This is a genomic window from Pseudomonas sp. ICBG1301 (assembly GCF_016918385.1).
In the GTDB taxonomy this organism is placed as follows: domain Bacteria; phylum Pseudomonadota; class Gammaproteobacteria; order Pseudomonadales; family Pseudomonadaceae; genus Aquipseudomonas; species Aquipseudomonas palleroniana.
This window is the reverse complement of record NZ_JAEKGB010000009.1, coordinates 1-22444: the sequence shown is the minus strand read 5'-3', so window position 1 is coordinate 22444 and position 22444 is coordinate 1. Positions and strand designations below refer to the sequence as shown.

Genomic DNA, 22444 nt, shown 5'->3' with positions numbered 1-22444 from the left:
TCACCATGCAGGCCCGTACCGATTTCTACACCGCGTCCCCAGATGCCATGAAAGCCATGCTTGCCCTGGAAGCCGCCGTTGGCAAACTGTCCATTGAACTGCCGTTGCTGGAGCTGGTGCGCCTGCGCGTGTCGCAGATCAACGGCTGCGCCTTCTGCCTCGACATGCACACCGCCGATGCGCGCAAGGGCGGTGAAACCGAGCGCCGCCTGTACACCGTGTCGGCCTGGCGCGAAACACCCTTCTTCACCCCCCGTGAGCGTGCCGCCCTGGCCTGGGCCGAAAGCCTGACGCTGATCAGCCAGACCCACGCCGCCGACGCCGACTACAGCGCACTGGCGGCTGAGTTCAGCCCACAGGAGCAGGTCGACCTGAGCGTGGCGATCAGCACGATCAACAGCTGGAACCGCCTGGCGGTGGGCTTTCGCAAGATGCCCAAGTAATCAGAAATTGACCGAGGCACTCAGGCGCGCCGTCAAGGGCGCGCCCTGGAACAGGTAGTCATCGCCCAGGTACTCGCCCGCGTCGCGCCAGTAGCGCTTGTCGAACAGGTTGTCGACGCTCAGGCGAAACACCGTTTCATAGCCGTCGAGCCGGGTGGTGTAGCGGCTGCCCACATTGACCACCGCATAATCCCCCACCTCCACATTGCCGCTGCGATTGGCGTACTTCTTGGCGCTGTATTGCACGCCGCCGAGTACCGCCAGGCCGTTGACCCACGGCAAGGCATAGTCGGCGTACACACTGGCGCGCAGCTTGGGCACGTTGATCGCTTGATGACCTTCGTAAGCCGGCGTGCCGCTGCCGTTCACCCGGGCACGGATCGCCGCCACGCTGGTGGCGATTTGCAGGCGGTCAGTGGCCCAGCCGTTGGCTGACAACTCCAGCCCGGTGTTCTGTTGCCGGCCTTGTTGCACGTAGGTGAACTGGCCATTTTCGGGTTTGGCGTACTGATAGGCCTGGCGCGTCTGGAACACGGCGGCGGCGAAGCTGATACGGCGCCAGTCGTATTTCACACCGGCTTCGATTTGCCGCGAGGTAGTCGGGGCCAGGGTTTCATCGGCATTGGTTGCGAACCACGGCGCGCTCCCGCCCAGGGACAGGCCCTTACTGTAGCTGGTGTACAGCGAGAGGTTTTCAATCGGTTTATAGATCAACGACGCCTGGGGGAGAAACACAGACTGCTGGGTATGACGCGCCGGGTTGCCATCGCTGTCGAAGGCTTGTTCATCCAGGCGCACTTCACGTCCGCCGAGAATCGTCTGCCATTGCTCGTTGAAACGAATGCGGTCGGTGACGAACAGGCCGTACTGGCGGCTGTCGAGGTTACGGTGGCTGTCGTTCAACGGGACGTCGGTGGCTGGGAAACTCGGCGCATCTTCGTTGATATTGCCGCTGCCGATGTACTCGTTGACCGGTTTGCGCTTGTCGATCACCCGGCGGAACGCGCTGGTGCCGAAGGTCAGCTCATGGCCCAGGCCCGCGGTGTCGAACAGCCCGGTCATGGCCGCTTGCACTTCGTCATCGCGGCGGGTGTCGTCGGGGCTGCGGTAGTCGTAGATGCCGTAATCGCCTTGCGCAGAAAAATAGTTGCCCAGGCCCGTCGTGTCGCCGCCCCAGGCAAACGAGCTGTAATCGTCAATCACCACCTTGCTGCGTGCCGCGCTGACGGTGCCTGTCCACTGATCGTTGAAGCGGTACTGGAACTTGCCGTTGAGGTTCAACGAATCGATACCGACCTGGCGGCCGCCGGTTTGATGGCCGAGCAGTTTCTTCGGCGACGCGTCATGGGGCACTTCAGTGCCGCCGAGCAACTGATAGCCCGGCACCGAACGCTGCTGCTTGTTCTGGTATTCCGCATCCAGTTGCAGCACGGCGTCGGGGCTGATATTCCAGTCGAACGCCAAAGACACGAAATCACGCTGGCCATTGGCATGCTCCACATAGCTGTGCAGGTCTTCATGGGCCACGTTGGCGCGCAGGCCAAATTGCTGTTCGCTGCCGAACCAGCCACCGACGTCGGTGGCGACATAACCACTGCCACGATCGTCGCTGGAAACGCTGACCGAACGCACATCCTCCGGGCGCTTGGTCACATAGTTGATCACACCGCCGGGCTCGGAGATGCCACTCTGCAAGCCGGCCAGCCCCTTGAGCACTTCCACCTGCTGCTTGTTTTCCAGGGCGACGTTCTGCTCGCCGGTGATGGTGCGCCCGTTGATCTTGTAGCTGCTCGCCGCATTCAGCGAAAAGCCGCGCACCACAAAGTTTTCGTAATAGCCAATGGGCGCATAGCTGTCACCCACTGCGGCGTCGTTGCGCAGCACTTCGCTGAGCAGGCGGGCCTGCTGGTCCTTGAGCATGGCGGCGTTGATCACTGTGATCGAGGCCGGGGTGTCCAGCAATGGCGTTTCAGTGAAGCCGCCGACCGAGGCTGTGTCGCTGCGGTAGCCGGATGCTTCCTGGCCCTGGACCTTCACCGCCGGCAGCTCTATTTCAGCCGCCAGGCTGTTGCCGATGCCGCCGCTGAGCAGCAGGCCGAGGGCAAAATGTGAAGGAGCGACGGGACGAAAACGCAAAACCATGGGGCAGGGCCTTAAAGCGCGGGGAGGGGGGCGCATAAGCTAGGGGGCAATGCGGCAGCGGGCAAGCCCAAATATCAGTCACGGAAGACTTTTTTGCGGGCGCGGGCTGTTCGCGTCAGATCATTGCTTGCCGGGCATGTCGATGCCCAACCGGTTGACCCGGCGATACAGCGTCGCCCGCGAAATCCCCAATGCCTGCGCCGTCGGCAACGGCTTCCAGCGATGTCGAATCAGCGCGTCCAGCACGACCTGGCGTTCCGGGCTGGCACTCGGTTGCACCTGTGCCTCAACCTGTTCCCCGCGCATATCAATCGGCAAATTCGCCAATTGCAAGGTATCGCCTTCGCACACCGCACAGGCATACGCCAGCACATGCTGCAATTGCCGCACGTTGCCCGGCCAGGCATAACCGAGCAGCGCCTGGAGTGCCGCCTCGCTGAGACCCAGCGTGATGCCGCTGTTGCGCGCTTGCTGTTCCAGCAGTCGGTTGATCAACGCCAGCTTGTCGGTACGTTCGCGCAATGGCGGCAGGCAGAAGCGCGCACAACCGAGGCGAAAGTACAGGTCTTCGCGAAAGCGCCCTTGGCTGACCAATTCCGCCAAGTCGCGGTGGCTGGCGCAGATCACCTGGATATCCACGCGGCGCGTCTTTGCCGCGCCCAACGGCGCCACTTCGCCTTCGGCCATCACCCGCAGCAGGCGCGTTTGCAGCGCCAGCGGCATATCGCCGATTTCGTCGAGGAACAGCGTGCCGCCATCGGCTTGTACCAGCAGCCCCGGCATGCCCTTGCTGGAGGCGCCGGTAAATGCCCCGGCCACGTAGCCGAACAGTTCGCTCTCGATCAGGTTTTCCGGAATCGCTGCGCAATTCACCGCCACGAACGGCCCGTTGCGGCGAGCACTTTGTGCATGCAACTGGCGGGCAAAGACTTCCTTGCCGGCGCCGGTTTCACCCTGTACCAGCACCGGCAGGTTGCGGTCCTTGACCCGCACGGCCAGGCGCAAATGCTCTTCGACGCGCGCGTCCACCTGCGCCACCGTTGCGGCGCGCACCGGTTGGCGCCTGGGGGCATTGACGCGGACGTGCAGCGCCCCCGGTTCGCCCAGCCAATGCAGTTGCTGGGCATGTTGATCCGTGACTGCGCGCAACGCCTCCAGGTCGAACACTTCGCCGATATGCGCCGGCACCTGGCCGAAGCGTCGGCGCAGGGCTTGGCGGGCTTTGCTGTTGAGCGCCTGTAGTCGACCGTCCTGGTCCCAGGCCAGCAGCAGGTCAGGCTGGCTGTCGACGTAACCCGGCGTGCTGTGGGCTTGCAGCACCCAGTGCTGGCGAGCGCTGTGCATGAAGAAGGCATTCTCGATGGCCTGCGCACTCTGCGCCACCAGCTGGCGCACCAGGTGCTGGCTGCGGCGGTCGTCCGGCGACTGCAAGGCTGAGGCGTCCATCACGCCCAGCAGGTTGCCCTGGGGATCGAAAATCGGCGCGGCGGAGCAGGTCAGGCCGATAAACGCGGCGCGGAAGTGGTCGCGTTTATGCACCGTCACCGCCGATTGGCTGGTCAGCACCGTGGCCACGCCGCAGGTGCCTTCTTCGGCTTCCGACCAGCAGGTGCCCAGGTACAGGCCGGCCTTGCGGCAGTCGCTGCGAATCGTGGTGTCCACGCGATGGTCGATGGTCTGGCCCTGAGCGTCGGTGAGCATCACGCAGTAGTCGGCGTGACGCACGCGGTGATGCAACTGGCCGACGGCTTCGCTGGCGATGCGCATGAACAGCTCGGCACGTTCGCGGCATTCCTTGAGCAAGGGTTCGGTGAGGATGCGTGGCCCTTGCAGCGAACCTGGGTCCAGGTGGTATTGCTCCATGGAGCGGCGCCAGGAATCGAAGATCAACGACGGTACCGGCGCCTGGGGCAGGCGATCGGCATTGCGCACCACGCGGCTGACGCAGTCGACATGCTCCTTGGGGGTCAGCCCCCTTGAGTTCGCGGCGAGCATAAGGCCTCCGGTTCTCGATCTTTGTTGTTATGCCCGCCATTAAGCGCGTATGCGCCGGGAGGGACAAGGGCAGCCTGACCAAATGCCCGGCGTGAGACGCAGCGTCTCATCCGGCGCGAGACGCTGCTTGCGTATTGCACTGCCGCGTCTCATGCAGCGCTGGCCCGGGGCGTGGGCACAGGCTGGCGGCGCCGCTCTGGATCAGGCATTTGCCAGGTTTTCCAAGGCCTTGGCACAGGCTGTGCTCAAGGGCCTGTAGCTGGTCGAAGCCAGCCTTTTGTGTGTCGAGACAACCTGGAGAACAACAAGATGTCCACTCACCTGTCCACCGATCAATTGCTGCATGCCTACACCGTGATGCGCACCATCCGTGATTTTGAAGAACGCCTGCACGTGGAGTTCGCCACCGGCGAGATCCCAGGCTTTGTGCACCTTTACGCCGGGCAGGAAGCCTGCGCCGCCGGGGTCATGGCCCACCTCAACGATGAAGATTGCATTGCTTCCAACCACCGTGGCCACGGGCATTGCATCGCCAAGGGCGTGGATGTGTTCGGCATGATGGCCGAGATCTACGGCAAGAAAACCGGCGTGTGTGGCGGCAAGGGCGGCTCCATGCACATCGCCGACCAGGAGAAGGGCATGCTCGGTGCCAATGGCATCGTCGGGGCCGGTGCGCCGTTGGCGGCCGGTGCGGCGCTGGCCGCCAAACTCAAGGGTAGCCAAGGCGTGGCCGTGGCGTTCTTTGGCGACGGTGGCTCCAACGAGGGGGCGGTATTCGAGGCGATGAACCTGGCTGCGATCATGCGGCTGCCCTGCCTGTTCGTCGCCGAAAACAACGGCTATGCCGAGGCCACCGGTTCCGGCTGGTCGGTAGCCTGCAAGGACATCGCCGAGCGTGCCGTAGGGTTTGGCATGCCGGGGGTGATCGTTGATGGCAATGATTTCTTCGCGGTGCATGCAGCGCTCGGCGTCGCGGTGGAGCGTGCCCGCAGCGGCCAGGGGCCGACCCTGGTGGAAGTCAAATTGAGCCGCTTCTACGGCCATTTCGAAGGCGATGCGCAAACCTATCGCGGCCCCGATGAAGTGAAAAACCTGCGCGAATCCCACGATTGCCTGACGCTGTTCCGTCAGCGCTGCAACGCCGAAGGCTGGTTGGAAGTGGCGCAACTGGAGCGCATCGACCGCGAGGTAGCGCAGTTGATTGACGACGCCGTGCGCCTGGCCAAGTCCGACCCCAAGCCTCAGGCCGCCGACCTGCTCAGCGATGTGTACGTCGCGTACCACTCATAACAACAACTACGTGGAGAGAATTTTATGGCTCGCAAAATCAGCTATCAGCAGGCGATCAACGAAGCCCTGGCCCAGGAAATGCGCCGCGACCAGAGCGTCTTCATCATTGGCCAGGACGTCTGCGGCGGCACCGGCTCGCCCGGCGAGCAGGACGCCTGGGGCGGTGTGTTGGGAGTTACCAAGGGCCTGTATCCGCAATTTCCCGACCGCGTGCTGGACGCGCCGTTGTCCGAAGTCGGTTACGTGGGCATGGCGGTGGGCGCCGCCACCCGCGGCATGCGCCCGGTGTGCGAGTTGATGTTCGTCGACTTTATCGGCTGCTGCCTCGACCAGTTGCTCAACCAGGCCGCCAAGTTCCGCTACATGTTCGGCGGCAAGACCACCACGCCGTTGGTGATGCGTGCCATGTACGGTGCCGGCCTGCGCGCCGCCGCCCAGCATTCGCAGATGCTCACCTCGATGTGGACGCACATTCCCGGGCTCAAGGTGGTGTGCCCGGCCACGCCCTATGACGCCAAGGGCATGCTGATCCAGGCCATCCGCGACAACGACCCGGTGATCTTCCTCGAGCACAAGATGCTCTACAGCCTGCAAGGCGAAGTGCCGGAAGAGTTGTACACCGTGCCTTTTGGCGAAGCCAACTTTGTGCGCGAAGGCCAGGACGTTACCTTGGTCACGTACGGGCGCATGGTGCATATCGCCCTGGAAGCCGCCGCCAACCTGGCGCGCCAAGGCATCGATTGCGAAGTGCTCGACCTGCGCACCACCAGCCCGCTGGACGCAGACAGCATCCTGGAAAGCGTCGAGAAAACCGGGCGCCTGGTGGTGATAGACGAATCCAACCCACGTTGTTCCATCGCCACGGATATCAGTGCGTTGGTGGCGCAGGAGGCGTTTTCATGCCTGCGTGCTCCCATCCAGATGGTCACCGCGCCGCACACGCCGGTGCCGTTTTCCGATGCGCTGGAAGACCTGTACATCCCCAACGCCGCGAAGATCGAAGCCGCGGTGCTGAAGATCGCCGACAAGAGGACCGCCGCATGATCCATACCTTGACCATGCCCAAGTGGGGGCTGTCGATGACCGAGGGCCGTATCGACATCTGGCTCAAGCAACCCGGCGACCGGGTGGAGAAGGGCGAGGCGGTGCTGGACGTGGAGACCGACAAAATCTCCAGCAGCGTCGAGGCGCCGTTTAATGGCGTACTGCGCCGGGTGCTGGCGCAGAGCGACGAGACGTTGCCGGTGGGGGCGTTGCTGGGGATTGTGGTGGAGGGCGAGGCCACCGACGCGCAGATTGATGCAGTGATTGAAAGCTTCAACGCCGGGTTTGTCGCCAGCGCGGATGAAGTCCAAGCGTCTGGCCCCAGCGCGCAGAAGGTTGAACTGGGCGGGCGTTTGCTGCGCTATCTCGACCTGGGCGAGGGCGCCACACCGTTGGTGCTGATCCATGGCTTCGGCGGTGACCTGAACAACTGGCTGTTCAACCAGCCGGCATTGGCCGCCGAACGCCGCGTGATCGCGCTCGACCTGCCAGGGCATGGCGAGTCGGGCAAGCACCTGCAAAGTGCGGATGCACACGAGTTGAGCCATGCGGTGTTGGCGTTGCTCGATCACCTTGCACTCGACCGCGTGCACCTGGCGGGCCACTCCATGGGTGGGTTGGTCGCGCTGACGCTGGCCGACCAGGCACCCGAGCGTGTTGCTTCACTGACGCTGATCGCCAGCGCCGGCCTGGGACCGGATATCAATGGTGATTACTTGCAAGGCTTTGTCGAGGCCAACCACCGCAACGCGCTCAAGCCGCAATTGACCCAGCTGTTCAGCGACCCCGCATTGGTGACGCGGCAGATGCTCGAAGACATGCTCAAGTTCAAGCGCCTGGAAGGGGTGGATCAGGCGTTGCGGCAGCTCAATGCCAAGCTCTTCGACGGTGGGCGGCAGACGCTGGATTTGCGCAAGGTGGTGGGGCGGCAACCGAGCCTGGTGATCTGGGGCAGTGACGATGCAATCATCCCGGCCAACCACGCCGAGGGGCTGCAGGCCCGGGTAGAGATCCTGCCGGGGCAGGGGCATATGGTGCAGTTGGAGGCCGCGGAGCGGGTCAACCTGTTGATGGCGGCGTTCCTCAAGTCACAGCCTTGAGGCATCCAGGGTAGGAGCGAGCTTGCTCGCGAAGCACTCACAGGCGCCGCGTTGATTCAGGCAACACGGGGTATCGTTGAGGTTTTTCGCGAGCAAGCTCGCTGCTACAGTTTCAACCGTGACGCTTGAGGGTTTCGCTGGGCAATTCCTTGAACAGGGCACGGTAGCTGTTGGAAAACCGCCCCAAATGCCAGAACGACCAGTTCATTGCCACTTGGGCCACGGTCGTTCCCGGCGAGTTCAACAACTCCCGCCGTGCGCCATTCAAGCGGCGCAAGCGCAACCACTGCGCCGGGCTCATCCCGGTGTAGGTCTTGAAGCCCTGCTGCAATTGACGCAGCGGCACCCCCGCAATCTGCGCCAGTTCCAGCAGGTTCACGGTTTCATCCGGCGCATCCGCCGCCCAAGCGCCGATGCGCGCCATCAACTGGCGTTCGGCGCTGCGACGTTGCAATGAACTGTCGTCCAGGCACACGCAGGCGTTATCCAGAATGAACAGGCAGTCATCGAGCAGTTGCTGGGTGAGGGCGTCGCGACTGATCGGGTCGCTGACGGCGGACAAGCGCGTCAGGGTGCCGCTGAGCCAGCGGGTGAACAGCGCGTTTTGCCGGCAGGTCAGCGGCGCCATGAACAAACCGTCCAGCTTCGCCACGTCCAACCCTTGGCGCTGCACGAACTGCGGGCCGAATACCACGGCCACCTCACGGTAGTTTTCCGGGGTGATCCAGGTGTTGCGGCTTTCGCCATTGAGCATGTACAGCGCGTTGTCGCTGCCGTCGAAACAGAACGCCAGCGAGCCCGGCGGTGCATTGAAATGCTGTTCCACGCGGGTGTTCATGCACTCTTCGTACACCTGCACACCTTGCAGGTCGAGGTAGCGGACCTGCCCGGCAAAATGCCCCGGTGACATCTGCTGGTACTGCTGCACCCAGCCGGGTGTTGCATTGCATTGAGCGGCCACATCACCGGTGGTGAAGGCCTGTACGCGCAAAGCGGTTGCCTGTGTCATGAATGACCTTGGCGCACTCTATTGGTGCGTTATGGTTCGTGCAAAGTGGATAGATGCCTGTTGGAGGCTGGCCCAAGATAGACCTCAATGCGCCGAGAGTACAAGCCGGCGTGTGTATCCCACCCATGACGAGGTCCTTATGAACGCCCCCTTCGATCAGCTGTCCGCCTGGCTGAAAGAACACAAGATTACCGAAGTCGAATGCGTGATCAGTGATTTGACTGGCATCGCACGCGGCAAGATTGCGCCCACCAACAAGTTCCTGCATGAGCGAGGCATGCGCCTGCCGGAAAGTGTGTTGCTGCAAACGGTGACCGGGGACTTCGTCGACGACGATATCTACTACGACCTGCTCGACCCGGCCGACATCGACATGGTGTGCCGCCCGGTATCCAACGCGACCTATGTGGTGCCCTGGGCCATAGAGCCCACCGCGATCGTGATCCACGACACCTTCGACAAGCAGGGCAACCCCATCGAGCTGTCGCCGCGCAACGTCCTGAAGAAGGTATTGCAGCTCTACACCGAGCGCGGCTGGCAGCCGATTGTCGCGCCGGAAATGGAGTTCTACCTGACCCAGCGTTGCGAAGACCCGGACCTGCCGCTGAAAACCCCGGTGGGCCGTTCCGGGCGCGCCGAAACCGGCCGCCAGTCGTTTTCCATCGACGCCGCCAACGAGTTCGACCCGCTGTTCGAAGACGTCTACGACTGGTGCGAAGCCCAGGGCCTGGACCTCGATACGCTGATCCACGAAGACGGCCCGGCACAGATGGAAATCAACTTCCGTCATGGTGACGCCCTTGACCTGGCCGACCAGATCACCGTGTTCAAGCGCACCCTGCGCGAAGCCGCGCTCAAGCACAACGTCGCCGCCACCTTCATGGCCAAGCCGGTGGCCGACGAGCCGGGCAGCGCCATGCACCTGCACCAGAGCGTGGTGGACATCGCCACCGGCAAACCGGTATTCGTCGATGGCGACGGCAAGATGAGCACCTTGTTCCTGCACCACATCGGCGGTTTGCAGAAGTACATCCCCAAGCTGCTGCCGATGTTTGCACCCAACGTGAACTCGTTCCGGCGCTTCCTGCCGGACACCTCGGCACCGGTCAACGTCGAGTGGGGCGAAGAAAACCGCACCGTCGGCCTGCGCGTGCCCACCTCCAGCCCCGACGCCATGCGCGTGGAAAACCGCCTGCCCGGCGCCGATGCCAACCCTTACCTGGCGATTGCCGCGAGCTTGCTGTGCGGCTACCTGGGCATGGTTGAACAGATCGAACCGAGTGCGCCGGTTGAAGGGCGTGCCTACGAGCGCCGCAACCTGCGCCTGCCGTTCACCCTCGAAGACGCGCTGGCGCGGATGGAGGATTGCGACACGGTCAAGCACTACCTGGGCGACAAGTTCGTGCGGGGCTACGTGGCGGTCAAGCGCGCCGAGCATGAGAATTTCAAGCGCGTGATCAGTTCCTGGGAGCGTGAGTTCCTGTTGTTGAGCGTCTAAAAAACCAAAAAAGGGGTGTCGATATGCGTCTTGTGAAAAAGCTTCTCCCGCTGGCCCTGGTAGCCGCTTTCAGCAGCACCAGCCAGGCGGCGCAAACGGTGAGTGTCTACAACTGGACCGATTACATCGGCGACACCACCTTGGCGGATTTCCAGGCCAAGACCGGAATAAAAGTGATCTACGACGTATTCGACTCCAACGAAACCCTGGAGGGCAAACTGCTGGCCGGGCGCACCGGCTATGACGTGGTGGTGCCGTCCAACCACTTCCTGGCGCGGCAGGTGAAAGCGGGGGCGTTCCTCAAGCTCGACCGTGCGCAGTTGCCCAACTTCAAGAACCTGGACCCCAAGTTGCTCGCGCTGCTCGAGAAAAATGACCCGGGCAACGCGCACTCGGTGCCGTACCTGTGGGGCACCAACGGCATCGGCTATAACGTCGACAAGGTCAAGCAGGTGCTGGGCATCGACCATATCGACTCGTGGGCGGTGCTGTTCGAGCCGGAAAACATCAAGAAGCTCAACCAGTGCGGCGTGGCCTTCCTCGACTCGGCGGACGAGCTGTTCCCGGCGATCCTCAACTACATGGGCAAGGACCCCCGCAGCGAGAACCCCAAGGATTACCAGGAGGCGGAAGCCAAGCTGCTGACACTGCGGCCGTATATCACTTACTTCCATTCCTCCAAGTACATCTCGGACCTGGCCAACGGTGACATCTGCGTGGCGTTCGGGTATTCCGGCGACGTGTTCCAGGCCGCCAACCGTGCCAAGGAAGCCAAGAACGGGGTGAACATCGCCTATTCGATTCCCAAGGAAGGCTCCAACCTGTGGTTCGACCTGCTGGCCATTCCCGCCGACGCCGGCAACGTCAAAGAAGCCCACGCCTTCATCAACTACCTGCTGGACCCCGAGGTGATTGCCAAGGTCAGTGCCTCGGTGGGGTATGCCAACGCCAACCCCGCGGCCAAGCCGTTCATGGCCCCGGAACTGGTGAACAACCCTGAGGTTTACCCGCCCCAGGCAGTGCTCGACAAACTCTATATTTCCACCACGCCAACCCCGGCGACCATGCGCCTGATGACCCGCGCCTGGAGCAAAGTGAAGACCAACAAATGATGCAGTCCAGTGAGCACGCCCGCTCCTATTACCGGGCGACGGCCAATGCCATGCCTGAGCGTGCGGTATTGGACGCGGATCTTGACGCCGATGTCTGTGTGATCGGCGGTGGCTTCACCGGCGTCAATACCGCCATCGAGCTGGCCCAGCGCGGGCTTTCGGTGATCCTGCTGGAGGCCCGGCGCATCGGTTGGGGCGCCAGCGGGCGCAATGGCGGGCAGTTGATTCGCGGCATCGGCCACGATGTCTCGGGGTTCGCCAAGTACATCGGCGAGGAGGGCGTGGCTTACCTGGAGCGCGCCGGCATCGATTCGGTGGCGCTGGTCGGCGAGCGCATCCGCGAGCACGGCATCGACTGCGACCTGCGCTGGGGCTTTTGCGAATTGGCCAACACCCCGGCGCAGTTCGCTGCGTTCACGCGTGAGCAGGAACACCTGGCGCAGTTGGGGTACACCCCCGAAACCCGTCTGGTGCCACGCCACGCGATGGCGCAGGTGGTGGACTCCACGGTGTATGTCGGTGGCCTGGTGGACATGGGCTCCGGGCATCTGCACCCGCTCAATCTGGTGCTGGGCGAAGCCCGCGTGGCCGAGGCCCTCGGGGTGCGGATTTTCGAGCACAGCCCGGTGCTGGAACTGATCCACGGCGACAGGGTACAGGTGCGTTGCGCGGGCGGCACGGTGCGCGCCGGCCACCTGGTGCTGGCGTGCAATGCTCACCTGGAGGAGCTGGAACCGCGCCTGAGCGGCAAGGTGTTGCCGGCGGGCAGTTACATCATCGCGACCGAACCGTTGAGCGAAACGCAGGCCAGGCAACTGATCCCGCAAAACCTTGCCCTGTGCGACCAGAAAATCGGCCTGGATTACTACCGCCTTTCAGCTGACCGCCGCCTGTTGTTCGGGGGCGCGTGTCATTATTCGGGACGCGACCCGGCCGACATCGCGGCCTATATGCAACCGAAGATGCTCAAGGTGTTCCCGCAGTTGGCCACCACCGCCATCGAGTTCCAGTGGGGCGGCAAGATCGGCATTACCGCCAATCGCTTTCCCCAGGTCGGGCGGTTGCAGCAGTACCCCAACGTGTTCTATGCCCAGGGCTATTCCGGGCATGGGCTCAACGTGACCCACTGGTGCGCGCGCTTGCTGGCCGAAGGCATTCATGCCGGGCAGAGCCGGGGCCTGGACCTGTTCAGTCGCGTGCCGCACATGACCTTCCCGGGCGGCAAGCTGTTGCGATCACCGTTGTTAGCCCTGGGCATGCTCGGCTTGCGTTTACGCGGGCTTGTCGCTGGCTAGACCTTGAGGGACTCAAGTTGGTCGCAGTATGTCTTGGACGGTCCGATCTTTGCCGTCTAGGATCTTTTCAACGGTCATGACGCCCCTGAGACTGGTTGATTCAACGTGAGGATTTCGATGATGAATATTGATGTGAGTGGCAAAGTCGCCATCGTCAGCGGCAGCACCGCCGGGATCGGCCTGGGCATCGGCCGCGCCCTGGCGCAGTCCGGCGCCACCGTGGTGGTGATCGGGCGAGAGGCGGGCAAGGTGGATGCGGCGCTGGCGAGCATTCGCCAGGACGTGCCGGGAGCGGACCTGCGTGGCGTGGTCGCCGACCTCGGCACCCTGGAGGGCGCAGAAAAACTGTTCGCCGCCGAGCCGCATGCCGACATCCTGGTCAACAACCTGGGCATCTTCAATGATGTGGACTTCTTCGATGCGCCCGACAGCGAGTGGGCGCGTTTCTACGAGGTCAACGTGATCTCCGGCGTGCGCCTGGCGCGGCATTATGTGCCGGGCATGGTGACGCAGGGCTGGGGCCGGGTGATCTTCGTGTCTTCGGAGTCCGGCATTGCGATCCCGGCCGACATGATCAACTACGGCGTGACCAAAAGTGCCAACCTGGCGGTGTCCCATGGTTTGGCCAAACGCCTGGCGGGCACCGGTGTGACGGTCAACGCGATCCTGCCGGGACCGACCTTTACCGATGGCCTGGAGCAGATGCTCACGGACGCCACGGCCAAATCCGGACGCAGTGCCCGGGATGAAGCGGATGTGTTTGTGCAAAACGCCCGGCCGACGTCGATCATCCAGCGCGCAGCCAATGTGGATGAAGTGGCGAACCTGGTGGCGTACATTGCTTCACCGCTGTCGTCGGCCACCACCGGTGCGGCGTTGCGGGTCGACGGTGGTGTCGTCGACAGCATGGCGATCTGATTTTTCTGGAATGGAGTATGACCCGTGGCAACAGCAGCTTGCGTGATTGAAATACCGGCATCGGCCGATGAGGTCTGGCAATTGGTCGGCGGCTTCGATGCGCTGCCCGAGTGGCTGCCCTTGATCGTCAAGAGCGAAACCCGCGAAGGCGGCCGTGTGCGTCATCTGCAAGCGGCCGATGGCGGTGTGGTGGTCGAGCGTCTGCAGACGTTCGACAACGTGGCGCGCACCTACAGCTACACCATCGAACAGTCGCCGTTCCCGGTGTCGGCGTACCTCGCGACCTTGCAGGTTGAAGCCTTGACCGACACGTCGGCGAAGGCGACCTGGTCCGGCGTGTTCACCCCGGCGGCCGGCACCACGGATGAGCAGGTTGAAGCGCTGTTCGCCGGGGTCTACCGCGGCGGGCTTGAGGCGCTGCGGGCTAACTTCCCCGGCTGAGCCGTTCGAGGATCAGCGCCAGTGACTGGTCCGGCGTGACGCTCGCGGTGTCGAGCGTCAACAGCGGTGTCTACTTCAAATAGCAGGCGCTGATCCAGTCCGCCGGGTGCTCGGCCAATTGTTTGGCCACCGGCAGGTAACGGCTGTCCAGTTGTGCCGCCAACCAGAACAGCGTGGCGCTGCTCTTGGGTTGCCAGGTGCCGCTGTAGCCGGCTTCACCGACGTTGGCGCGGTCTTTGTCGAATTGCACATGGGTGTGCACGAACTCCTGGTGGCTGCGCTGGCCGTTGGCATAGGGCACCAGCCAGTCCAGCGCAGCCCCCAGGGAAGCGCCGTTGGCGCTGAGCTTCAACCAGTCGCCGCCGATGCCGTAGGGTTTCGCCGCCAGTGCGGCCTGCACCAGCGGTTCGAGGTCGTAGACCACGTAGTGCAGAGCGTCGCGGTCCTGGAAGTCGGTCACCGAACCGTCGGGCAGGACATTGTCGGCGATCTGCTGTTTAAACAGTTGCAGCGCCTGTTCCAGCATCGGCCGATCACCCAGTGCGGCGGCGGCCACGGTCACCAGCTTGACGCGATGGCTCTGCCAGTTATTGGTCTGGGTGCCTTTCTTCGCGCCGTGAAATTGCTGGATCTGCGCGATGTAGCCGTTGCCCAGGCGTTGGATCAAGCGACGGCTGGCGTCGCGGGTCTCCAGCCGCAGGTGGTCGGCGGTGAGCGCGTAGGCGCTGATCAGCATGTCGAGGTTGGTTTCGTCGATGGGGTTGAAGTCCGGTTGATACACGTCGGCCCAGGCGGCCAGGTCGTTATCGACTTGCTTGAGGTAGCGCGGGTCGCCACTCATGCGCCAGGCCAGCGCGGCCTGGCGCATGATCGGCCAGTCCTTTTCGGCGGCGATGCTCTGCTCGCGGATACCCTGGTTGGGCAAGGTCCCTTCGGTATGCACACGGGGCAGCGGGTTGGGCGTGTCGCCCAAGTGCCGTTGCGCCGCCGCCAGCAACACCTTGGCATTCGGGCTGGTGGCGACCGGCTGGCAAAGAGTGGCCGCGATGGCCCCCTGGGACAACACGGCGAGTGCCGCAATTAAGGCGAGTCGGTTGGTTTTCATGAAAAGCTCGGCTGGGCTGGAACGCGACCACGCTAGCATGGGGCTGGACCGGGTTTGATGAAACTCCCCTCGACTCAGTATGCTGGCGTTCACCGCCCGCTCGCCCACAGGACTGTCCATGCCCTTGCCGTTCGTGAAAATGCACGCCCATGGCGATGATTTCATCATCATCGACCGTCGTGGCCAGGACGACCCGATCACCGCGCAAATCGCCCGTCGCCTGGGCAACCGTCACACCGGCATCGGTTTCAACCAACTGGCCGTGGTGCTCGACTGCGCGGACGCTGCTGCGCGCGTCAAGTTCTGGAACCCCAACGGCACGCCGCTGGCCACTTGCGGCAGCGCCACCCGTGGGGTGGCCGACCGCCTGATGCATGAAACCGGCACGCAGTCGGTGGTGTTGCGCACCGACCGCGGCCTGCTCACCTGTACGCGTGCGCCGGGGCGGCAGGTGGCGGTGAACATGGGCCCACCGTCGCTGGGCTGGGCTGACGTGCCGCTGGCCGAGGCGATGGACACCGGCGCCTTGGCCATCGACGGCGCGCCGGCGGCGTGCAGCATGGGTAACCCGCACTGCACGTATTTTGTCGACGACGTCGCCGCCATCGACGTGGCGGCGCTGGGCCCGGCGCTGGAGGTTCACCCATGGTTCCCTGCCAGGACCAACGTGCATTTTGTGCAGGTACTGGACCGCCGCCACATCCGCCTGCGCATCTGGGAGCGCGGTGGCGGCGTGCCGCTGGGTTCCGGTTCGTGCTGCTGCGCGGCGGTGGTCAACGGGATCCGCCGCGGTTTACTGGATGACACGGTGGCCGTGCAGTGCGACGGCGGCACCGTCACCGTGCAGTGGGACGGGCAGGGCGGGGTGATATTGACCGGCAGCGTCGAGCCGATCATGCAGGGCAGTGCCTACGGGCTTTGAAACGTCACGGTAAAGGTCGTGCCTTCGGCCGCAGCGGAGCTCACCGCCACATCCCCGCCATGCACCTTGGCCAGCTCGCGCACGATGTACAAGCCCAGGCCCACGCTGCGTACGTCACTGCCTTGGTCGGTGCCCCGGGTCATGGGTTCGAACAGCCCCGCCAACAGTGCTTTGGGAATGGCCGCGCCGTGGTTGTGCACCGCTACTTCGCAACCGCCGTCACTCAGGCGTGAGGTGATGGTGATCGGCTGTTGCAGGTCGCCATACGCCACGCTATTGGCCACCAGGTTGCCGATGATCTGTTGCACCCGGTCGGCATCCAGGCAGGCATTGCCCTGGCCCTCGGCTCGATGTTCCAGCGTGGCCTTGGGGAACGCCACGCGCAACTCATCCACGGCGTGGCGAATCACCGCATGCAAGTCCAGCGGCGCGGTCTTGATGGTGATGCCCTGGCCGACCCGGGCCTGGGTGAAGTCCAACAGGTCGGCGATCATGCGCTGGGCGCGCTCGGACGATTGGCTGATATGCCCGAGCAGTTGTTGCTCCCGGGCTGTGCGTTCGCCACGGCTGAGAAAGTCGGACGCCATGCGGATGGCGGTCAGCGGATTCTTCAGGTCGTGGCTGACGATCGCCACCATCTGCTCGGCAAACAATGCACGGCGCTGTGAAATCGCATAGGCCTCGTGCAGTTCAGCCTGGGCCTGTTGCAACGCGACCTCGGCGGCGGTTTTTTCCTGCAGGAGGGCTTCGGCGAGGTGACGTGCGTTGAGCAGTTCGCGCTCGTACTTGTCGCGGTCGGTGGTGCCGAACAGCGCCAGGTCGTAGACCGCACCTTCGGGCACCTCGCGCTTGATACCGTTGAGCAGCACGGTCACTTTGTGCCCGTCGCGGTGCAGTATGTCGAGCTTCACTTCGGTGACGCGGCCCTGCATGCGTAGCATGGGCGCCAGGTGGGTCTGGTGGAAAATCCGCCCACCCATGGTCAGCAGATCCTGGAAACGGCGGCCGCACAATTGGGCAGCGTCAAACCCCAGCCAGTCGCTGAAGCGGGCGTTGGCTCGCACAATCGTGCCGTCTTCAGCGGTGACGGCCAGCGCGCAGGCGGCATTGTCGAACAGGTCAGACAGCATTGGGGCTCGCCCATGGCGTCAGGAACGCGTCCATTGCCGCTGCGCAGGCCAGCGGCGCGCTCATGTGCGGGCAATGGCCGACGTTGTCGACCAGGCAGTAGGTGCTGTCGGGCAGCACGCTGTGCAAGTATTCGCCCACGGCGACCGGGGCGATCAGGTCATCGCTCGATTGCAGGATCAGCACCGGCACGTTCAGGCCGAGCACGTCCTCGCGGTTGTCCGAGAGGAAGGTGACGCGCGCGAACTGCTTGGCGATGTCCGGCTCGGTGCGGCAGAAACTTTCGGTCAGCTCCGTGCTGAGCGCCGGTTGGCCAGGCGCGCCCATGATCACCGGCGCCATGGCACTCGACCAGCCGAGGTAGTTGCTGTCGAGGGTGTCGAGCAGGTCATCGATGTCACTGCGCTTGAAGCCGCCCACGTAGTTATCGGTATCGATATAGCGCGGCGAGGGGCCGATCATCACATGGCCGGCGACGCGTCCGGGCGCCAGGCGGTCGGCCAGGGTGCCGATCATCGCGCTGACCGAATGGCCCACCAGAATCACCGGGCCCTGGGCGTAAGCGTCGATAATTTCGTTGAGGTCGCGGGCGTAGCCATCCAACACGCTGTATTTGTGTTTGTCGAAGGCGCCCAGGTCCGACAGGCCGGCCCCGACGAGGTCGTACAGGACCACGCGGAAACGCGCCAGGAAATGCGGCGCCAGGTAGTTCCACATCGCCTGGTTGCAACCAAAACCATGGGAGAACACCAGCGTCGCGCGACCGTCGCCCATCACGTGGATATTGTTGCGGTGGCGGAGGTCCATGGATGAGTTCTCGATTATGGCCTAGTGCTATAGCTCTAGGAGTTTAGAGAGTCGCGCCGTCTGGGTCACGCCTTATAGCGCCGATAAGGTAGAGTCGGCAGCTTCAGGAAGAAACTTCAGGTAACAAAACATGCTGGTGATTTTGCGGCAATCCGTTGTGAGCCTCGTGGCACTGCTGCTCGTGGGCCTGCTCAGCCTGGCCCGGGCCGACACATCGCCCATCGGCGTGGCTCTTGACCAGCGGGTGATTGACCTCACCAACACCCTCGACGCGGGCACTACCGCCGGTCTGAAACAACAACTGGCGGCCCTCGAACAGCGCAAAGGCGCACAAATGGCGGTACTGCTGGTGCCCACCACCGGCGGCTCAAGCATCGAGGATTACGCCAACCAACTGTTCCGCGCCTGGAAGCTGGGGCGCAAGGACGTCAACGACGGCATCCTGCTGGTGGTGGCCAAGGATGATCGCAAAGTGCGCATCGAGGTCGGTTACGGGCTGGAAGGTACGGTGACCGACCTGCTGGCCCATCGCATCATCGAGGAACACATCACCCCGGCGTTTCGCCAGGGCGACTATGCGGGCGGCGTGCAACAGGCGGTCAATGACCTGACCGTGCTGGTGGACGGCGGCGACTTGCCCAAAGTCGCAGGGCCCGGCTTGAACCCCCAAGCGCTGGCGATAGCGCTCGCGTTTATCCTGGGGGCGGTTGGCGGTGTATTGATGGCTGCCGGCAAGCTGCGCTGGCGCAAGGCATTGCTGGCAGCGGTGGTGCTGACCCTGCTGCTGAGCTTTTTGGCCGGTGGCCGGGAGTGGTGGGCGAACCTGTTCATCCTGCCGCTGACCATGCTGATCGGCGGCGCCACGTTCGGCGCGTTATGGATGGCGCGCCCGGTGTTTTACGGCGTGGTGGGGTTGCTGGCCTACATCATTGGCCTGCTGGTGGTGGACCACTGGTATCTCGACGTCAACTTTATCCATTGGCTCGCATTGCCGCTGGGCGCACTGGCGGTACTGGGGGCCTACCTGGTGCTGTGGATGGTCATGAGAAGCGCCTGGAACACCAGTCGTGTCGGATTTGCCATACGCCTATGCGCGGCGGTGGCGGTGTATGTGGCGGCAGGGCTGATCGCCGACGCCGGGCGTCACGGGTGGCTGATGGCGTTTCCGATTGCGTCATTCGTGGCCTTGTTCATCTTTGCCAAGACCACAGGCGGCTCGGGCTCCGGTTCGAGCGGCTCAAGCGGTTCGGGTTCCAGCAGCTCCAGTTCCAGCTCCAGCGGCAGTTCGTCCGGGGGCGGCGGTTCCAGCGGCGGCGGTGGGGCATCGGGCAGTTGGTAAAGCGCTAGCGCGGCTTGTAGCCCACCCAACCTTTGAAACTGAAGCCGGCATAGAACAGCTCGACGCTTTCAAAGCCGGCCCCGCTCATCAAGTCCACATCCGCCTCGGGTGAGAGCACCGGCAACTTTTCACTGATTGCCGCAATCGCCCGTTTGGCATCGGCGGCGGGTACGCCCGAATCCACTGCAAATGCCGCGTAGCGCTGCAGCCAGCGGGCTTTCTCTGCGGGTGCTTGAGGGACGCTGTGATGCGCCACAACCAGCGGTGCGCCTGGCAGCAGCCGTCGCCATAGAGCCTTGAGGGTTTGCAGGCGCTCCTCGGCAGGGATGAAGTGCAAGGTCAACAAACACGTGGCGCCGTCAAATGGTCCCGGCGGGGCGGTATCGATATAGCCTTCATGCAACTGCACATGCTCATTCAACGGGCCCAGCGTTGCCTCGGCCAGTTTCAACATTTCGGCTGACGGGTCCACCCCCACAAAGCGCCAACCCGGCTCGGCCTCGGCAAAACGCTTCAGCTCCAAGCCACCACCGGCGCCAAGCACCAACACCTTGCCGTTGGCGGGCACGCTTTCACGGAGCAGCAGAGTCGTCATGCGTTGCAGCCCATCGAAACCCGGCACCAGGCGCACGGGGCCTTCGGCGTAGCGGGCGACGGCATCAGGGTCGGAAAAACTCATGGGGGCGTTCCTGCGAATGGGCGGGGGCTAAACCCTACTGTGACGAGTCCGCAGTGGCAACATTCATGGTAAAACCTCAATCCTCAACTGCCTGAGTAAGGACACTCGATGCCTGCCATCACCCTTCGTCCCGCCACCGCCGAGGATGCCCTGTGCATCGGTGTGCTGGGCATGCAGGTGTTTCTCGACACCTACGCGACCCAAGGTATCCGAAGCTCGATTGCCAATGAGGCACTGCAAGCGTTCGCCCCGGATGCAATCACGGCGCTGATGGCCGAGCCCGGCATTGCGCTGCTTGTCGCCGAAGCCGACCGACACCTGGTTGGCTTTGCCCAGATCAGACTCGACACGCGCCACCCGATGATCGAGGCGCCGGACGTTGCCGAGTTGCAGCGTTTGTACATCCAGGAGCGCTTCACCGGCCAGGGCGTCGGTTATCGGTTGTTGCAAGCGGCAGAGCAGTGTGCCGCGCAAGCAGGCGCTTCACTGTTGTGGGTGACGGTGTGGGAGGGCAACGAGCGTGCGCTGGGTTTTTACCCGCGCCGTGGGTATGTGGCGCTGGGCGCGCCGACCTACACCTTCCAGGGGGAGACCCACGGCAATCGGTTGTTTGGCAAACGCCTGGGTGTCACAGCGGCTTAGACAGAAACACCCGACAGCTGCCCGCAGGCTCACACGGGATTTCACCAAACCGCAGCCAGCCGTGTTTCTCATAAAACCCCGGTGCCTGAAAACTCAGGGTGTACAGCACCGCATGCGCGCAACCTCGGCGGCGGGCTTCGTCTTCAAAGGCTTGCAGCAATCGGCTGCCAAGGCCCGAACCGCGTAGCGACTCGGGCAGGTGGAACAGGTCAAGAAAGGCCATGCCCAGGCTGGTCTTTCCGGTGATGCCGCCGAGAATTTGCTGAGTGTCGGGACACTTGAGCAATACCGTCAGCGGCAGGCGATCGTTCATGCCGGTAATGCCTTCATTGAATGCGGCCAGGCCGCTACCGAGGATGCCCTCGGCTGTGGGGTTGGCTTGGTCACCGATTTCAATGAGAGGCATGGTCATGGCGGTTTCTTGGTTGTGTTATGCGCGTTGCCTTTGCTTGCCTACTTGAACCCGTAGTACACCTCAGTCAAGAATCATCACCATTTCATGCCACGCCATACCGCCGTGATCCGACGGGGAAGGCTGCACATAGCGGTAGCCCATGCGGCTGTACAGCGGCACATGTTGCTCTTTGCACATCAGGTGAATGGTCTGCTTGCCCAGCGCCCGCATGCGCTGCACGAACTCGGTCATCAGCAGTCTGGAATAGCCTTTGCCCTGATAAGCCGGGTCGACCACCACCGACATGATCACCACATTCGGCGCTTGCGGCGAATGGCCTACCAGCTCCTTGAACGCCTCGTCCGACATCACCACCTCATGGGCGCAGCCAGAGTTGATGAAACCCACCACGACGCCATCGGCTTGCAGGATCAAAAAACCTTGCGGGTACTGGGCGATACGCGTGGCGATCTTCTCCAGGGTGGCGGCTTCGTCACCTTCGTAGGCGCTGGATTCGATCTCAAAGCAACGCGCGGCGTCGGCAGGCAGGGCGTTGCGGAAGGTGAGGGCGGGCATGGTGATTCCTGAGGCGTTGAGCGAAAGGCCACATCATAAAGAAACATCTGAAATCTGGCATCGTTGTAGTGAGCGGGTTTGCCCTAATGCCGGTCAGTTAAGCGATAAAGCGGGCGATGAATAAATTGTGGGAGGGGGCTTGCTCCCGATAGGCCGCGCAGCGGCCTCAAAAATGGGCCTGCTAAGCAGTCCATCGGGAGCAAGCCCCCTCCCACAGTGACCGCGTTAATCCTTAACTGACTGGCATTAGGGCTTGCCCCGCGCTGGGTGGCGCAGCCGCCCCAAATCCAGTCACTGCGATCTTCCTGAAACACCACGGCGTCCTTGTCGGGGCGGCTCTGCCACCCGGCGCGGGTGTAGAACCGTAGACATCGTTTACATCTGAAACCGGGGACATCGTTTACACATTTGAAGCTTGGACGCGAGTCATTCCCCGTTCAAGCCTCCCCAAGGGATAGTCACACAGGTAAAGATCCCAGACATCATCTTCAGTCTCTTTCAGCCCTATTCGTTCTCCAGCTAGCGCTTCGCTAACAAATACCAGCTTGCCCTTCCACATTATCGA

The 22444-nt window shown here is 63.1% G+C and carries 21 protein-coding genes and 1 pseudogene; 12 read left to right on the top strand and 10 right to left on the bottom strand.

Annotated elements, in window-relative coordinates; all coding sequences use genetic code 11:
* Positions 1 to 5: 5 nt before the first annotated feature.
* Entirely contained in the window at positions 6 to 443 is a 438-nt protein-coding gene (locus JBE38_RS21130; protein WP_090370387.1) for a carboxymuconolactone decarboxylase family protein, read from the top strand.
* Here JBE38_RS21130 and JBE38_RS21125 read toward each other — a convergent pair whose 3' ends face one another.
* Both JBE38_RS21125 and JBE38_RS21120 read right to left on the bottom strand, forming a co-directional pair.
* Positions 444 to 2585, bottom strand: a complete 2142-nt coding sequence (locus JBE38_RS21125; RefSeq protein ID WP_205345044.1) for a TonB-dependent siderophore receptor — start codon at positions 2583 to 2585, stop codon at positions 444 to 446.
* 120 nt (positions 2586 to 2705) lie between these two features.
* The gene (locus JBE38_RS21120) at positions 2706 to 4580 is read right to left on the bottom strand and encodes a sigma-54-dependent Fis family transcriptional regulator (RefSeq protein ID WP_205345043.1); all 1875 of its coding nucleotides are present in this window, start codon (positions 4578 to 4580) and stop codon (positions 2706 to 2708) included.
* Positions 4581 to 4889: 309 nt separating this feature from the next.
* Between JBE38_RS21120 and JBE38_RS21115 the strand changes: the two genes are divergently transcribed.
* The 3 genes from JBE38_RS21115 to JBE38_RS21105 are packed head-to-tail and all read left to right on the top strand — an operon-like array spanning position 4890 to position 8014.
* Entirely contained in the window at positions 4890 to 5870 is a 981-nt protein-coding gene (locus JBE38_RS21115) for a thiamine pyrophosphate-dependent dehydrogenase E1 component subunit alpha (RefSeq protein WP_060752460.1), read from the top strand.
* A gap of 24 nt (positions 5871 to 5894) precedes the next feature.
* A complete protein-coding gene (locus JBE38_RS21110) occupies positions 5895 to 6914 on the top strand; it encodes an alpha-ketoacid dehydrogenase subunit beta (protein WP_060752461.1) in 1020 nt (339 codons plus the stop codon).
* A complete protein-coding gene (locus JBE38_RS21105) occupies positions 6911 to 8014 on the top strand; it encodes an acetoin dehydrogenase dihydrolipoyllysine-residue acetyltransferase subunit (RefSeq protein WP_205345042.1) in 1104 nt (367 codons plus the stop codon). Before JBE38_RS21110 ends, JBE38_RS21105 begins: the two co-directional genes overlap by 4 nt.
* Before the next feature lie 112 nt (positions 8015 to 8126).
* Here the strand turns inward: JBE38_RS21105 and JBE38_RS21100 are convergent, their stop codons facing one another.
* Positions 8127 to 9023 (bottom strand): helix-turn-helix domain-containing protein, encoded by an 897-nt coding sequence (locus JBE38_RS21100; RefSeq protein ID WP_090370395.1) that lies wholly within the window; start codon positions 9021 to 9023, stop codon positions 8127 to 8129.
* A 139-nt stretch (positions 9024 to 9162) separates the two neighbouring features.
* Between JBE38_RS21100 and JBE38_RS21095 the strand changes: the two genes are divergently transcribed.
* The 5 genes from JBE38_RS21095 to JBE38_RS21075 all read left to right on the top strand — a co-directional run bounded on the left by JBE38_RS21095 (position 9163) and on the right by JBE38_RS21075 (position 14287).
* Complete coding sequence (locus tag JBE38_RS21095; RefSeq protein WP_161550304.1) at positions 9163 to 10521, top strand: glutamine synthetase family protein; 1359 nt, start codon at positions 9163 to 9165, stop codon at positions 10519 to 10521.
* Positions 10522 to 10544: 23 nt separating this feature from the next.
* Positions 10545 to 11633, top strand: a complete 1089-nt coding sequence (locus JBE38_RS21090; protein ID WP_090370399.1) for a polyamine ABC transporter substrate-binding protein — start codon at positions 10545 to 10547, stop codon at positions 11631 to 11633.
* The gene (locus tag JBE38_RS21085; RefSeq protein ID WP_205345041.1) at positions 11630 to 12928 is read left to right on the top strand and encodes an NAD(P)/FAD-dependent oxidoreductase; all 1299 of its coding nucleotides are present in this window, start codon (positions 11630 to 11632) and stop codon (positions 12926 to 12928) included. Before JBE38_RS21090 ends, JBE38_RS21085 begins: the two co-directional genes overlap by 4 nt.
* Before the next feature lie 120 nt (positions 12929 to 13048).
* A complete protein-coding gene (locus JBE38_RS21080) occupies positions 13049 to 13846 on the top strand; it encodes an SDR family NAD(P)-dependent oxidoreductase (protein WP_060752467.1) in 798 nt (265 codons plus the stop codon).
* A gap of 24 nt (positions 13847 to 13870) precedes the next feature.
* Complete coding sequence (locus JBE38_RS21075) at positions 13871 to 14287, top strand: SRPBCC family protein (RefSeq protein WP_104994070.1); 417 nt, start codon at positions 13871 to 13873, stop codon at positions 14285 to 14287.
* 70 nt (positions 14288 to 14357) lie between these two features.
* Here the strand turns inward: JBE38_RS21075 and JBE38_RS21070 are convergent, their stop codons facing one another.
* A complete protein-coding gene (locus JBE38_RS21070; RefSeq protein WP_205345040.1) occupies positions 14358 to 15392 on the bottom strand; it encodes an alginate lyase family protein in 1035 nt (344 codons plus the stop codon).
* Between the two features lie 118 nt (positions 15393 to 15510).
* Here JBE38_RS21070 and dapF point away from each other — a divergent pair, with 118 nt between their 5' ends.
* Positions 15511 to 16314: a diaminopimelate epimerase gene (dapF, locus tag JBE38_RS21065; protein ID WP_205345039.1), complete on the top strand. Its 804-nt coding sequence runs from the start codon at positions 15511 to 15513 to the stop codon at positions 16312 to 16314.
* Here dapF and JBE38_RS21060 read toward each other — a convergent pair.
* Both JBE38_RS21060 and JBE38_RS21055 read right to left on the bottom strand, forming a co-directional pair.
* Entirely contained in the window at positions 16302 to 17444 is a 1143-nt protein-coding gene (locus JBE38_RS21060; protein WP_205345038.1) for a PAS domain-containing sensor histidine kinase, read from the bottom strand. The genes dapF and JBE38_RS21060 overlap by 13 nt on opposite strands.
* Positions 17434 to 18249, bottom strand: coding sequence for an alpha/beta fold hydrolase (locus tag JBE38_RS21055; RefSeq protein ID WP_205345037.1), 816 nt, complete (start codon positions 18247 to 18249; stop codon positions 17434 to 17436). The genes JBE38_RS21060 and JBE38_RS21055 overlap by 11 nt, the downstream gene beginning before the upstream one ends.
* 130 nt (positions 18250 to 18379) lie before the next feature.
* On the opposite strand from JBE38_RS21055, the gene JBE38_RS21050 reads away from it, so the two are divergent.
* A complete protein-coding gene (locus JBE38_RS21050; RefSeq protein WP_205345036.1) occupies positions 18380 to 19588 on the top strand; it encodes a TPM domain-containing protein in 1209 nt (402 codons plus the stop codon).
* 4 nt (positions 19589 to 19592) lie between these two features.
* On the opposite strand, the gene JBE38_RS21045 is transcribed toward JBE38_RS21050, so the two are convergent.
* Complete coding sequence (locus tag JBE38_RS21045; protein WP_205345035.1) at positions 19593 to 20267, bottom strand: class I SAM-dependent methyltransferase; 675 nt, start codon at positions 20265 to 20267, stop codon at positions 19593 to 19595.
* Between the two features lie 108 nt (positions 20268 to 20375).
* Between JBE38_RS21045 and JBE38_RS21040 the strand changes: the two genes are divergently transcribed.
* A complete protein-coding gene (locus JBE38_RS21040; RefSeq protein WP_205345034.1) occupies positions 20376 to 20909 on the top strand; it encodes a GNAT family N-acetyltransferase in 534 nt (177 codons plus the stop codon).
* On the opposite strand, the gene JBE38_RS21035 is transcribed toward JBE38_RS21040, so the two are convergent.
* The 3 genes and pseudogenes from JBE38_RS21035 to JBE38_RS28085 all read right to left on the bottom strand — a co-directional run.
* A complete protein-coding gene (locus JBE38_RS21035; protein WP_205345033.1) occupies positions 20896 to 21321 on the bottom strand; it encodes a GNAT family N-acetyltransferase in 426 nt (141 codons plus the stop codon). The two genes, JBE38_RS21040 and JBE38_RS21035, sit on opposite strands and share 14 nt — an antisense overlap.
* Before the next feature lie 63 nt (positions 21322 to 21384).
* The gene (locus JBE38_RS21030; RefSeq protein WP_205345032.1) at positions 21385 to 21879 is read right to left on the bottom strand and encodes a GNAT family N-acetyltransferase; all 495 of its coding nucleotides are present in this window, start codon (positions 21877 to 21879) and stop codon (positions 21385 to 21387) included.
* 400 nt (positions 21880 to 22279) lie between these two features.
* Positions 22280 to 22444, bottom strand: a pseudogene (locus tag JBE38_RS28085) (IS481 family transposase); the annotation flags it as partial.

Bases quoted from the DNA above. Each gene is read 5' to 3' on its own strand.
- JBE38_RS21130 (WP_090370387.1), top strand. From the start codon at position 6: ATGCAGGCCCGTACCGATTTCTACACCGCGTCCCCAGATGCCATGAAA.
- JBE38_RS21125 (WP_205345044.1), bottom strand. From the start codon at position 2,585: ATGGTTTTGCGTTTTCGTCCCGTCGCTCCTTCACATTTTGCCCTCGGC.
- JBE38_RS21120 (WP_205345043.1), bottom strand. From the start codon at position 4,580: ATGCTCGCCGCGAACTCAAGGGGGCTGACCCCCAAGGAGCATGTCGAC.
- JBE38_RS21115 (WP_060752460.1), top strand. From the start codon at position 4,890: ATGTCCACTCACCTGTCCACCGATCAATTGCTGCATGCCTACACCGTG.
- JBE38_RS21110 (WP_060752461.1), top strand. From the start codon at position 5,895: ATGGCTCGCAAAATCAGCTATCAGCAGGCGATCAACGAAGCCCTGGCC.
- JBE38_RS21105 (WP_205345042.1), top strand. From the start codon at position 6,911: ATGATCCATACCTTGACCATGCCCAAGTGGGGGCTGTCGATGACCGAG.
- JBE38_RS21100 (WP_090370395.1), bottom strand. From the start codon at position 9,023: ATGACACAGGCAACCGCTTTGCGCGTACAGGCCTTCACCACCGGTGAT.
- JBE38_RS21095 (WP_161550304.1), top strand. From the start codon at position 9,163: ATGAACGCCCCCTTCGATCAGCTGTCCGCCTGGCTGAAAGAACACAAG.
- JBE38_RS21090 (WP_090370399.1), top strand. From the start codon at position 10,545: ATGCGTCTTGTGAAAAAGCTTCTCCCGCTGGCCCTGGTAGCCGCTTTC.
- JBE38_RS21085 (WP_205345041.1), top strand. From the start codon at position 11,630: ATGATGCAGTCCAGTGAGCACGCCCGCTCCTATTACCGGGCGACGGCC.
- JBE38_RS21080 (WP_060752467.1), top strand. From the start codon at position 13,049: ATGAATATTGATGTGAGTGGCAAAGTCGCCATCGTCAGCGGCAGCACC.
- JBE38_RS21070 (WP_205345040.1), bottom strand. From the start codon at position 15,392: ATGAAAACCAACCGACTCGCCTTAATTGCGGCACTCGCCGTGTTGTCC.
- dapF (WP_205345039.1), top strand. From the start codon at position 15,511: ATGCCCTTGCCGTTCGTGAAAATGCACGCCCATGGCGATGATTTCATC.
- JBE38_RS21060 (WP_205345038.1), bottom strand. From the start codon at position 17,444: ATGCTGTCTGACCTGTTCGACAATGCCGCCTGCGCGCTGGCCGTCACC.
- JBE38_RS21055 (WP_205345037.1), bottom strand. From the start codon at position 18,249: ATGGACCTCCGCCACCGCAACAATATCCACGTGATGGGCGACGGTCGC.
- JBE38_RS21050 (WP_205345036.1), top strand. From the start codon at position 18,380: ATGCTGGTGATTTTGCGGCAATCCGTTGTGAGCCTCGTGGCACTGCTG.
- JBE38_RS21045 (WP_205345035.1), bottom strand. From the start codon at position 20,267: ATGAGTTTTTCCGACCCTGATGCCGTCGCCCGCTACGCCGAAGGCCCC.
- JBE38_RS21040 (WP_205345034.1), top strand. From the start codon at position 20,376: ATGCCTGCCATCACCCTTCGTCCCGCCACCGCCGAGGATGCCCTGTGC.
- JBE38_RS21035 (WP_205345033.1), bottom strand. From the start codon at position 21,321: ATGACCATGCCTCTCATTGAAATCGGTGACCAAGCCAACCCCACAGCC.
- JBE38_RS21030 (WP_205345032.1), bottom strand. From the start codon at position 21,879: ATGCCCGCCCTCACCTTCCGCAACGCCCTGCCTGCCGACGCCGCGCGT.